Here is a 10723-nt window from a genome sequence, read left to right as displayed (position 1 = left end):
GGGCATCTGGCTGTGTGCCCGGCGGCTGGAACAGGGCAAATTTCACTGGGCTCAAGTTCACCAAGGTGAAACCGTGGCCCTCAGCCCGGAACAGTTACAGGCACTGATCCAAGGTTTGCCCTGGCAGAGAATTGGATTGCAGCAAGTGGTGAATATGCTCTAAACCAAGCTCGACCATTCTGCCATCCTCCAAACGTTCTATTTCATTCTTCTCATGACCTCAGGCATACTGCGGTCATGAATACGCTGCCTGACTTAAGCCAACTGACCCATGAACAACTGCTGGAATTCACCAGACTGAACCGTACCAGGTTTGTCGGAGACTTTTTATTTAAGTTGTCAACGGCATTCTAAAATTGACCCCTTTCACCTTACAAATGGCAAAGTAAAATTGACCCCTTTGATCTCGTATTAAATTTCAACCTGGGGCTGAATCCCAATTCTTTTTTTATCCTTCAAACGATAACTCTCACCCGATATTTGTACCACATGACAGTGATGCAATAACCGATCTAACATCGCAGCGGTCAACGTGACATCATCTGCAAAGGATTTGGACCACTGGCTAAAGGGTAAGTTACTCGTCAATATCGTACTGCCTTTTTCATAACGCTTGGCAATCACGTTAAAGAACAGATTCGCTTCTTCACGTCCAAACGGTAAATAAAGAGATGGATCCGGAAATTTGAACAACTTCTATAAGTGATATTCCGCTCTAGTTAAGCCACCTTGTTTTGTTGGGGTAGCTGATCATAGTAAAACTCATTGGGTGTCATTTTGTCTAGACTCGAATGAGGTCGTTTCAAATTATAAAACTTGAAATATGCACTCAATTGCTTTTTTGCATCTGTGACACTGCTATAAGCTTTGAGATACACCTCTTCATATTTAACGCTCCGCCATAATCGTTCAACCATCACATTATCAATCTATGAGCAGTATACTGCGCAAGTTTACCATCCATACTGATTTGAATGCCATTTGATTTCAATACATCAATAAATGCATCACTCGTGAACTGACTGCCTTTGTCTGTATTAAATATTTCAGGTGATCGGTAATCCTCCCATAAATAACCGAAGTTAAAAGTAGAGGTTAAGCAGCCATTAGAGGTGGCTTTCCTTTGTTAGCTTGATGTGGTCTTTCATGGTTGTAATGCCACAACCAGTTTGTTGCATAATCTTGTACTTCATCCAAAGTATCAAATAAATGCTTGCTCAGCCAACTATAACGTATAGTCCGATTATAGCGTTCAATATACGCATTCTGCTGTGGCTTACCCGGTTGAATATATTCAATACGAATACCGTGCTCAGTAGCCCAGCGCACAAATTCGTGACTGATAAATTCGGGACCATTATCGCATCGGATCACTAACGGTTTTTCTCTCCACTCCAGCAATTGATTCAACGTACGAATAACCCTGATTGTGGGCAATGAGAACCCTGCGTCAATGGCTAGGCCTTCGCGGCGGTAATCATCAATCACATTCAATAATCGAAACTTGCGACCATCGGAAAGCTGATCATGCATAAAATCTAATGACCAAACCTGATTTTCTCGGATTGGTTCTTTCAATGGTTCAGGCGCATGCCGTTTTAGTCTTCTTCTCGGTTTAATACGCAGATTCAGTGCCAACTCACAGTAAATGCGGTAAACCCGCTTGTGATTCCAGCAGCAACTCTCAACATGCCGTAAATACGAGAAGCACAAACCAAAGCCCCAATCGGAATTTTCCTCAGTGAGTTCAATGAGCTGTTCAGCAATGAGTGCATTGTCATCGCTGAGTTTGGCTTGATAGCGGTAGCAGGTTTCACTAATGCCAAATGCTTTACAAGCCAAACGAATACTAATGGCATGCTGGGCAACTGCCTGTTGTGCCATCTTACGCCGGCAAGATGGCTTTACCCTTGCGCAGCAGTGCTGCTCATTGCCATCGCTTCCTGGATGATTTCGGCCTTTAATCGCTCTTCCGCATACATCTTTTTAAGTCTGGTATTTTCGGCTTCTAGCTCTTTCAGTCGAGCCATTAATGATGTATCCATACCACCATATTTGGCACGCCATTTATAAAAGGTAGCATTACTCATGCCGTGTTCACGGCAAAGGGTCGCTACAGGTGTGCCAGATTCTGCCTGTTTCAAGATGGACATGATCTGACTGTCAGTAAATTTAGATGTTTTCATGCAGAATCTCCTGCTCGTATCTTAAGAGAAAATTCTACTTTTAGATCCTATTATTTTTAGGGGGGATTACCAGCCTTCATCGTCAGTTACTTGTCTTTTTACATTGTAATCTGTTTTTCTAATTCAGCTATCCGTGCATTTGCATTAGTGAGTTGTGATTCCACATATTTGATCGAGCCTGATTTTTCGAGTAGCTGTTCATATTTGGCTTGCAAGGCGTTGTAGTCTTCTTTTGCCTTATCTGTACTAGCAAGAGCGACTTTCAGCTTGTCGGTGGTGTCATCAGTTTGTTTGACCTGTTCATCAAGTTTGATTTGCACCTGTTCCAGTTTTTCTGTGGTATCTGCAAGCTGCTTTTCCAGTTGTTGCACTGTTTCCGCATATCCGCCTTGTACTGCATCAATCCGTTCTTGCAATAGGGTTGCAATGACTTGTGACACGGTAACAAGTTCCGCATCTTTCAGAGTTTTTGCCGTAGTAACGGCTGCCGCCAGTTGCTCTTCAAGGATCTCTTTGCGGTATTTGTTGATAGTGGTCTTTGAGCCGCTACCAAGAACCGCAAGGATATTATCGTTAGTTGGGTTTGAGCCTTGTGCTGCAAGGGATTCGATGGCTTTTGCCACATCTGATTTAGTGATTGCCATGGGTTTACTTCCTATTGTGTACTGTACTGTATCGTATTTTAGTACATTACAGTACAGTACACAATCGATATTTTTTATGAATTATGACTAGCTAAAACTCACCCGTATATTCAAACCAATTCAGGTTGGGTCTATACCGCCTTTATTATTGATGTGTTCTCACGAGCAATTGTTGGATGGAAAGTATCAACACGTATGAATACAGACATGGTGCTCGATGCATTGGAGCAAGCATTGCATGACCGATGCATGCCAAAGAATGTGATTCATCATTCCGACAGAGGTGTGCAATATCTTTCCATTCGTTATACCAATCGTTTAGAAGCAGCAAATTTACGAGCATCAGTCGGTACGACTGGTGATTCATACGATAATGCTTTGGCTGAAACGGTGAATGGCTTATACAAAACAGAGGTGATTGAATATTTAAAAGCAGATTGGCAAGGTTTAGCAGATGTACAACTTGCGACACTAAACTGGGTAGATTGGTTCAATAAAGAACGTGTACATAGTGCACTGGGTTATGTATCACCTTTTGAGTTTGAAGCAATCTACTATGATAAGATTAATCCGTTAGGTCAGGTGGCCTAACTTAAATAAAAAGTCTCCGACAAACCCGGTACGGTTCAGAGTGCTAAATTTTTAAATACAGAGCTTCTGACATTGGGATAGATTTCCCAAAAGTAGTCATGGTGAGTACTCTGTATTGATTGCCTGTACTGATGTTTCAGTTTTTTCATTGTTCCTCCTAGGTAACATTACCTAGAAGGGATCCTCTGCAAAATAGTACATCGTCTTTAATCCTGTGAACTAAGAATTATCATTTAAAAATACCACAAAGTAGTATAAAATAAACTACTACAAGGTAGTATGAATGCAATCAATGTATACAATATGTGAGACTCCATTATTTACTAAATACTGTCTTGTTTATTGGACTCAGGAAGAATATGAGGAATTCAAAACATTCTTAGCATTAAATCCTGAAGCAGGAGATGTAGAGCCTAATGCAGGTGGTATTCGTAAGATTAGATGGACTAGCGGTGGTAGAGGTAAAAGTGGTGGTGTCAGAGTCATCTACTTTAATCGTTTAGCAAATGGAGAGATTTGGTTATTAACCTTGTACAGTAAAAAGCAAACTGTACAGCTTAGTAAGAAGACTCTTCAAGCATTAGTGGAGAAACTAAATGACTCGTTTAATGACTGAAAAAGAACTTGAGGCTTTTGAAGCAACTAGGGATATTGAAGCTGAAATATTACAAGGCATCGACGATATGCTTACTAGTAATGCAGCGAAAAGAACCGTAATCACTGAGACAGATGTAGCGTTAGCTCGTAGAAAGGCTCAACTAACACAAGATCAGTTTGCTAAGATTCTTGGCGTATCAAGACGTACTCTTGAATCATGGGAACAAGGTGCGAGAAGACCATCAGGAGCAGCAACATCCCTTATTCGATTATTTATTGTTGATCCAAAATTTGTAAAAGAGAGTCTGGCTTAATTTAGACAGCTCTCTACTATATTTATTTAAGGTTTTTTATGAAGCACTTAGGATTTGTGGGAAAAAGTACTGAATATTTAGGGTATACCCATATTGAAATTATCAATAGCTCATTACGCTTATCTTTCAATATTCCATCAACAAAAGATCTAGAAGAAACCTTTAAAAAGATAGTCGAAAATAACTATGATTTACTCATGGAAACATCAGCAGAAATCGAGTTCGAATTAGAAAGTGAAACGCTAGCAAAGATAGAAACCATCATAAAAGAAAAAGGGATTGAACTTGATGAGTTTGTTCAAAATGCGCTGATTAAACTTATCAACCAAAATGAATTGGCTAAGACTGATTAGACCTTAAATGCAGACAATAAAAAACCCCGGCATCCTGCCGAGGTTTTTTATTGGAACTTTAGGTCTGTGCTGGCTTAGTGCTTGTCGTATCTGGCCCCATCCTGGTGCTCATTCTTTGTAATTCTAAGGAACTTCCTGTTCCTGACCAATTAATCATATGAAAATTCTACTATTCCGAATAGCCGCAAAGGACCGGAATTTACGTAAGCTAAAGCGTACAAAACAGCCTAAGTTTTATCCACAAGAAATGGGGATAATTTTGAACATTCACGCATTGATAAAATTTAAAAAATCTCAAAATCGACTACTTTTTAAACAAATTTATTGGCAAGAACTATCAAAACTGCTCATAAAAAAGCCGATTTGTTTCAAAATCGGTTTTTTGGGCATTTTTGGATTTTTCTTGTTTTATTAAGTATCTGATATTTATATTAATATACAAGTGTATTGCGTATAACCACCATTATGTTAAATAGAATCAAAAAACCTCCAATAAAATCGTTATAGTATTATTATTTATTGAGTAGATAAGAGAATTAAATTAGTGAAATATTCAAATGAAAAAATAGTAAAAGCTCTCTTACTTTCTCCTTTACCACTACTTTTTTTCACAGCAGTCCTGTTTATCGTAATGAATCAGGAATACAGCCTATACTCGATTTTAGTGGTTCTTGTAGGGCACGGTCTTGTCTACTTGGCTTATTGTATTTTGACTGTACCTTTCAGCTTCATATTCTCAATTCTTTTAAATCGTTATAACAGTCTTAATTTATTAACTATCTGTATTGCCTCTATAATTATTGCTACTCCATTTTTTATTCTTTTTGGATGGAGTCACACAGGAGAAATTTCGAAAGAGTGGTGGAAGATGTATACAGATACATGGACTATCTTTATGGCTCTATTTCCTGGCTTATGTTATTGGCTATTTCTGATTAACCTAAAAGATAAGAAATCAAAGAATATTGAATAAACCATTGCATAGAGATTCTTAAATTTCCCTAAAATTAACATAATACACGTTATACGAATTCCCAAGGCATGGCTTCCAGTCATGCTTTTTTTATCAAAAGACTATACCTGAATGATAGCGAGCCAAATCGCATACAATATCTATCATTAGACTTAATGCAATAATTAAATGATAGTATTATCATTAATCTAATAGAATTAAGATTAAATGATAGAAATGAATACACGTATTTATCTACGAGCTTCAACTAAAGATCAAGATGCAGAAAGGGCTTTGCAGATTCTTCAGGATCTAAACCAAAACTTGAATTTGGGTGAAACCATTGTGTACGTGGAAAACTATAGTGGTACGAAGTTAGACCGACCTGAATTGAATAAGCTACTGTCAGAAGCAAATCAAGGTGACACATTGTTAGTTGAAAGTATTGACCGCTTATCACGCCTAACCCAACGAGATTTTCAAGAGCTGAAGCGCAGGATCCAGGAGAAGGGACTTCGTTTAGTCGTAGCAGATCTTCCTACTACCTACCAAATGATTCAAACCAGTGACAGCATTACTCATTCAATCTTGGAACTCATCAACAATATGTTGATTGATCTTCTGGCAACAATGGCCCGCCTAGACAATGAGAAACGTATAGAACGTATTAAGCAGGGCCTGGCACGTTCGGGTTACAAACCAACAGGCAAGAAGGCAAATGAGGCTAAACATAAACGAATAAAAGAATTGCTAGTAGTTGGCAATATGACTAAGGAAGAAATTGCCAAAGCAGTGAATTGTGGAGTTGCAACTGTCTATCGAGTTGCTAAAGTTATCTAAAAGAGGCTTATCTCAACGCGCCCCCAATGGGGCACCGCTGCATTCAGGTTACTTCACATAAGAAATTTTATGTTAAATGATTGTTAGAAATGCCCCTTGATCGAGGCATTTTCTATAAAGAATACTAAAAACTAATTAAAGCCAACCAAGTTTCAAAACAAGGCAGTTCTCAGCAATCATATTTTTAAATTATATAACTCCCAACTGAGCTTTTGCTCCAACGATAAGGCTTTCATTTTGAGTTTCTAAGGCAAATAAACCATACATCAAAGGAGAGGCCGCTGCTCTTTCTAAAGTCTGTTCATATAGTTTATTCCAAACTTTACCCCCTAGTTTTTCATACTCGATGATTAGAGTTTTGAGGCTTTCTTCTCCAAACAAAGTTACATGCCCAGCAAAATCAATCGCTGGGTCATCTATATGGGCTGTTGACCAATCAATAACGCCTGAAACAGCTCCATCCTTTGAAGCTAGTACATGCCCAGCATATAAATCGCCATGTATAAATTGGGTGAAATCTGCCCATAGAACATCATTATCCAACCATTTTCTGTAGCGGGTTTCCAATTGCTCACTTATACCAATTTCAGATTTTACTAACTGCAAATTGTTTGCTATTTCAGGTCTTAAATCTGAAGGTTTCATAATTTTCAAATCATTTTCCCGAACTTCTTTTTCAGGAATACTATGGATTTCAAATAAGGTTTTTGCCAAAGATGTTATGTATTTCGGGCTATCTTTGTCCATATTCCAAATTATTTCATAGGTTTCAGCATCCAAATTTAAAACAGGATTATCTTTAAGTATGGGATAAGCCACTAATTCTGTAGATGAAATTCTCCAATCAGGAACCTCTACAGAAAGATGTTTTTTTACCAATTCTAAAATGCGTTTTTCTTTCTTGATTTGTTCCCTCATGCCATCACGACGAGGAATACGCAGCAACCATTGTTGCCCCTTTGTATCAAGAGCAAAAACGACCTTAAAATCAATGCCCATTTCATTGAAATTCATTTTGTCCGTAAGCAACAAGCCGTGTGCTTCAGCAAGTGATTGAATATCTTGAATTGTCATTTTTAATTTCCTTTAAAGAGTTCAATAATTAATGTTCGGATTAGATTGGCTATCATTAACAATCTCTCTCAAAAGTCTTGATGATTTTGTGGTCTTTGATCTCGTAGATAATGTCAGCAATATTATCGACCAATTGCTTGTCATGAGATACGAAGATAATAGTTCCTGCATAGGACTTCATCATTGTTTCTAATGCGGCAATACTTTTTAGGTCAAGATAGTTTCCTGGTTCATCCATAAGCAAAATATTATATTTTCCTAAAAGCATTTTGGATAAAAGCAGTTTGATGATTTCACCTCCCGATAAGTCGGATAAGTTTTTTTGAATATCATTCGCTCCGATCCCCATTGAAGCCAATACTGCACGAATTTCCGCAACTGTGTACTCGCACTCTTCCTGCATAAAGGAGAGCACAGATTTATGCGTGTTAAATTTATATCCTGTTTGTGTAAAGTAGCCAATTTCAGCTTTTGGAGATATGGTTAATCCATCAGCACGTTCTGATATCATTTTTAACAAGGACGTTTTCCCTGTTCCATTCGATCCAGTTATAGCGACTTTAGCGCCAAGCGGTATTATAAAGTTAGCGTCATCAAAGATAGTACGGCTACCAAATTTTAAGCTCAGACCATCTGCCGTAATCGGGAACTTATTGTGCAGTTCTAGGGCTGAACTTTGACGAAAACGAATAGAACGCAAATGCTCTGGTGCTTGAATATCTTCTAATGCAGCCAAACGCTTTTCCATACTCTTAGCTGCCTGATACAGTTTTCTTTGCTTGGTGCCAGTCATTTTTGCATGCCCAAGTCGTCCAGCACTTTCGGTAGAGTTTTTGGATTTTTCTCCTTTTTTCTTATTGTCTAATCGATTAGCTTGCTGGCGTTTTTCTTGCACAGCAGATTCTAATCGCTCCCGTTCCTTCATCATCAGCTCATATTCTACGGCTTGGTGTTGTCGCTCTTCTTCTTTTTGACGCAAGTAATCCGAGTAACCACCCCAATATTCCGTAATTTTACCGTCTTTTAACTCCCATATCTTGTCTACAACCATATCAAGAAAATATCGGTCATGACTGATAACAAGTAATGCTCCATCAAATGCTTTAAGTTGACCAATAAGTAGATCTATTCCATTGAGATCAAGGTGGCTGGTTGGTTCATCCGCTAGAATGCCATGTACTTGTTGGGAAAATGCGGCAGCAATTTTTGCACGAGTTTCCTCTCCGCCACTCATTGTGTCGTTTTGTACATTGGAAACACCAAGGCGAGATAACATTGCCCGGTCTTCGACCGTTTCTATTTCGATTCCGCCCAGTTGGCTGATATGTGCAAAATCACCAAAACGCTGTAATGTCGCTTCGGCTAAAACAATTTCGCCATTAAGTACTTTGAGTAAACTACTCTTTCCTGCTCCGTTATCACCCACAAGACCAATACGGTCATAAGAGTGAATTTCCAATTCATCAATATCCAAAACATCACGCCCAGCATAATCCAAGCGTATGTTTCTCGCTTTAATAATTAAACTCATTTTTATTTACTCCTGTTTAGCTCTTGAAATTTTTTATGCAGCAAACAGGATTTAGGTGAAAACAAAAGCTAGCATCACAGTGTCCTCCCAAAAAAAAAGCTATTCATCCACAGGGTGGACAAATAGCTAGTCAATTAAGTTATAACTGGAAACTATGCACTAAAAGCATACTTATAAATTAAGCATACTTTTACTTTATATATCCGCATATATTCTTAAAGACACAACAAAAGCCCACCATTATAAAATAGTGTCACTATGCAAATAGTTGTGTCTTAACGAATGCGGATAGAATGCATAAACTTACCTAAAAAATAAAATTCAGTTTTATGATAACTTTACTGTTAAAAGAAGTCTAGACAACCTTGTTTTATGCTTGGATATAAGGCTTATTTTAAAATAATAGTAGTGAAGATTTTCTAAAATTAACATAATACACCTTATACGAAATAAAAATGGGAGCCTTAAGCTCCCATTTTTTAAGTAATTTTTTCAAATAAGGCTTGGGTGAGCATCTAAAATTCGAATCAATGTAGCTGCTGGTCCAGTTGGATAGCGTTTTCTAATAAAAGATCTAAATACGTATCTTTCATCAATTGAGATTCATTGTTATTCAATATATTGTAGGTTGAAAGTATCAAATGTGAAAGTTGAGGATCAGAACGTAGGGTTGATTCGATAGCAAGTTCGATAGGCTCATTAAATATTCCTTCATAGCTTTTTTTTAACCATGCTGGATCTAAATGCATCATTTTATAAGTGAAGCCGAGAGGATCTGGTGCATTACCATCATGAACTTCTTCAGGTTCAAGCATGAAAGTTTGACCTTGATAGCTATCAATAATTTTTTTTCTACAATTGAATTGTTGATGTCCTAACTCTGTTACCCCTATAAGATAACTTGAGTGTAGATGAGGATCGTATGCAAAGCCTTTGAAGTGGGCATGAATTAGTTCTATACCTGTAGACTTATCCTGTGTGACATTGACCCAATTGCTCATATTTACTTAATTAGTCCTAATGGATTTAGCTTATCAAAAATTATCTAATGAAGAAATTCTAAAATTAACATAATACACCTTATACAAAATGCCCTTGTAAGCCCTTAATCAAGGGCATTTTTAGTCTCTACTTAACATAAAATTTTGGTGGTGCTTCAAAAAGTATGCTGCCTTTAAATGAAGCCATTATTGATGTAAAAGAAAAGAAGGCTAAATCAAAAGCTTTAAAATGGTTTTCAAGCTTTTTTGAAAAATTACAGCTTCTTCTGAAGCTACGCCTAATTCTATGCCTTATTTTGCAATTATTGCCTTCAATACCTACAGTAAAAAATTTACCAATACTTTGCTTACCATTTTTAAAAGCAGTGATGAAACTGTCCCAATGATCACTTGCAATTCGGGTGTAGTGAATATCTAATTGTTTAAGCTTTGTCTTCAATTGTTAGACTGTAGCTAAATCTCGTTTACCCCAAACATAAGCAACAATTTCACCTGTTTCTCGATGATAGGCGTAAATAAGCCATTGTTTATTCTTTTTATTTCCAACAAAATTCCAGAACTCATCTACTTCGAGAGATTCATAATGACTTTGCTGAGGCTGAATTTCATAGGTTGATTCAGTTAAAGTACGTAAAACTTT

At 37.6% G+C, this 10723-nt stretch carries 9 protein-coding genes and 7 pseudogenes; 7 read left to right on the top strand and 9 right to left on the bottom strand.

The genetic code is table 11. From position 1 onward, the window contains the following. Positions 1–4 precede the first annotated feature (4 nt). Positions 5–163 (top strand): IS66 family insertion sequence element accessory protein TnpB, encoded by a 159-nt coding sequence (gene tnpB / locus FTU77_RS16190; RefSeq protein WP_373685831.1) that lies wholly within the window; start codon positions 5–7, stop codon positions 161–163. A gap of 248 nt (positions 164–411) precedes the next feature. Here the strand turns inward: tnpB and istB are convergent. The 4 genes and pseudogenes from istB to FTU77_RS15500 all read right to left on the bottom strand — a co-directional run. Then, a pseudogene (gene istB / locus FTU77_RS15515) lies at positions 412–666 on the bottom strand (IS21-like element ISAba8 family helper ATPase IstB); the annotation flags it as partial. A gap of 53 nt (positions 667–719) precedes the next feature. Further along, positions 720–1060 (bottom strand): annotated as a pseudogene (locus tag FTU77_RS15510) (transposase); the annotation flags it as partial. 35 nt (positions 1061–1095) lie between these two features. After that, positions 1096–2186: pseudogene (locus FTU77_RS15505) on the bottom strand (IS3 family transposase). 98 nt (positions 2187–2284) lie between these two features. Beyond that, complete coding sequence (locus FTU77_RS15500) at positions 2285–2830, bottom strand: DNA-binding protein (protein ID WP_127800924.1); 546 nt, start codon at positions 2828–2830, stop codon at positions 2285–2287. Positions 2831–2935: 105 nt separating this feature from the next. Between FTU77_RS15500 and FTU77_RS15495 the strand changes: the two are divergent. From FTU77_RS15495 to FTU77_RS15470, 6 genes and pseudogenes are all read left to right on the top strand, one after another. Then, positions 2936–3421: pseudogene (locus FTU77_RS15495) on the top strand (IS3 family transposase); the annotation flags it as partial. A gap of 292 nt (positions 3422–3713) precedes the next feature. Next, positions 3714–4037 carry a transcriptional regulator gene (locus FTU77_RS15490; RefSeq protein WP_104505828.1) on the top strand — a complete coding sequence of 108 codons (324 nt, stop codon included), beginning with the start codon at positions 3714–3716 and terminating at the stop codon, positions 4035–4037. Then, complete coding sequence (locus tag FTU77_RS15485; protein ID WP_104505827.1) at positions 4018–4332, top strand: DNA-binding transcriptional regulator; 315 nt, start codon at positions 4018–4020, stop codon at positions 4330–4332. The genes FTU77_RS15490 and FTU77_RS15485 overlap by 20 nt, the downstream gene beginning before the upstream one ends. 38 nt (positions 4333–4370) lie before the next feature. Next, positions 4371–4685 (top strand): hypothetical protein, encoded by a 315-nt coding sequence (locus FTU77_RS15480; protein ID WP_104505826.1) that lies wholly within the window; start codon positions 4371–4373, stop codon positions 4683–4685. A 544-nt stretch (positions 4686–5229) separates the two neighbouring features. After that, positions 5230–5658, top strand: coding sequence for a hypothetical protein (locus FTU77_RS15475; RefSeq protein ID WP_000877730.1), 429 nt, complete (start codon positions 5230–5232; stop codon positions 5656–5658). A 207-nt stretch (positions 5659–5865) separates the two neighbouring features. Continuing rightward, entirely contained in the window at positions 5866–6477 is a 612-nt protein-coding gene (locus FTU77_RS15470; RefSeq protein WP_015060246.1) for a recombinase family protein, read from the top strand. 189 nt (positions 6478–6666) lie between these two features. Here the strand turns inward: FTU77_RS15470 and FTU77_RS15465 are convergent, their stop codons facing one another. The 5 genes and pseudogenes from FTU77_RS15465 to FTU77_RS15445 all read right to left on the bottom strand — a co-directional run. Continuing rightward, the gene (locus FTU77_RS15465; protein WP_000155092.1) at positions 6667–7551 is read right to left on the bottom strand and encodes an Mph(E) family macrolide 2'-phosphotransferase; all 885 of its coding nucleotides are present in this window, start codon (positions 7549–7551) and stop codon (positions 6667–6669) included. A 55-nt stretch (positions 7552–7606) separates the two neighbouring features. Next, positions 7607–9082, bottom strand: a complete 1476-nt coding sequence (gene msr(E), locus FTU77_RS15460) for an ABC-F type ribosomal protection protein Msr(E) (RefSeq protein ID WP_000052512.1) — start codon at positions 9080–9082, stop codon at positions 7607–7609. 492 nt (positions 9083–9574) lie between these two features. Next, positions 9575–9643: pseudogene (locus tag FTU77_RS15455) on the bottom strand (transcriptional regulator); the annotation flags it as partial. Positions 9644–9657: 14 nt separating this feature from the next. Beyond that, positions 9658–10083 (bottom strand): annotated as a pseudogene (locus FTU77_RS15450) (AraC family ligand binding domain-containing protein); the annotation flags it as partial. Positions 10084–10256: 173 nt separating this feature from the next. Beyond that, a pseudogene (locus tag FTU77_RS15445) lies at positions 10257–10723 on the bottom strand (IS1 family transposase); the annotation flags it as partial.

Source organism: Acinetobacter sp. YH12142, assembly GCF_013418435.1.
In the GTDB taxonomy this organism is placed as follows: Bacteria; Pseudomonadota; Gammaproteobacteria; order Pseudomonadales; family Moraxellaceae; genus Acinetobacter; species Acinetobacter amyesii.
The sequence above is the reverse complement of the archived record's forward strand: the minus strand, read 5'-3'. Positions and strand labels throughout refer to the sequence as shown.